General features: G+C 60.9%; 1 protein-coding gene. It reads left to right on the top strand.

Annotation, left to right across the window (positions count from 1 at the left end; genetic code table 11):
• Positions 1–32 precede the first annotated feature (32 nt).
• Positions 33–1,267: hypothetical protein (locus tag OFAG_RS14115; protein ID WP_196806218.1), on the top strand; the 1,235-nt coding region annotated here is incomplete at its 3' end.

Genomic DNA, 1,267 nt, shown 5'->3' with positions numbered 1-1,267 from the left:
ATCGAACACCGGAAAAGACGGCCTTAAAGGAAATGAGCCAGGATATGCGGGATGTGCTGTTTCTGAGCAATTACCAAAACGATCCGACGTTTCGGGAACGGGCCAACCGGGCCATCCATGCCTTGAACCGGCTCATGCCGGAACAAAAAGCCGGCCAGCCGGCTTCGGAAACCGCTTCCCCTCTGTCCGGTCAGGACGTGAGCTTGCCGGCATCGCGTGAGCGATCAGGCGTATCGCGTCTCCCTGGGGATAAACCGGCCGTGCCTTCCGGAACGGCGTCCTCCTCCGGCGTGAGGGCAACGGACCCGGCAAGTGCCGCATCGGCCCCCCCTTCGGCTTCCGCCGCGGGGGCGGCATCCTCCGAAGCGGCCGCCGCGGGGGCGGCAGCGGCTCCGGAACAAACCGGTCAATCGCTGGCGAACAGTCTGCAAAAGACGGCGCACGTCAACGACCCCAAAAACGAGACATATGCCCCTCTTTTTCAGTGGGCGGCGGATTTCATCAGTCATGCCCTGGGGGAAAACAGCCGGATACACGGTCGGGACACGGTGGGCCATTCCGACCAAAGCATGGGAGAAGCCTATCATGCGGCCGGCAAGGCCGTGCGAGAGGCCGCGCAACACAATTTCGTGGAACCTTCTGCGGTCAATGCACAGGGAACACACCCACCCGGCCACTCTGACCAAAGCATGGCTGAACTGGAAAAGACAGGCTTCGGAAAGATGCGGCATCAGGCCGTGGCCGACACCATTGCCCGAACCGCCGAAGCCGAAGGCACCGTCATGAACCGGGAACACGGCAGCGAATTTGCCCACCATTTCGGCAAGGGTGTCGCTTACAGTCCTGAAGAAGCCGAAACGCATGTTCTTGCGCTGGCTGCCCTCCTTGGCGACATTGTCGATCCGCTGATGCCGGGCGACAGAACCGGGCTTGACAAAACCAAAGCCGACCTCATCGCCCATAAAGAAGCCGAGGACGCGCAGCGTTTCATGACCTTGGGCAATGTCTTTGAACGAGGCTGGGAAAGTATGGCGGAAAAAGGCGGAAACTGGATCGCCGAACAGGCCGGCAGAAAGCTCGTCTTCGTGCCTGCTGCCATCGCGTTCAGTCTGGTTCCCTCGCTTTGCGCCGTAACCGGCATGGCGATTCTGGATGTGGCCGCCGACTTGTATGGGGAGACCCTTTACCGTACCGGGAAAGGCGAACCGCTGGAAGCCTTGACCTTCGGCATTCCGCTGGGCCTGTTACAGAGACTGGTCCCTTCCGG

This window comes from Oxalobacter paraformigenes (genome assembly GCF_000158475.2).
Classification (GTDB): Bacteria; Pseudomonadota; Gammaproteobacteria; order Burkholderiales; family Burkholderiaceae_D; genus Oxalobacter; species Oxalobacter paraformigenes.
This window is presented reverse-complemented; position numbering and strand designations above follow the sequence as displayed.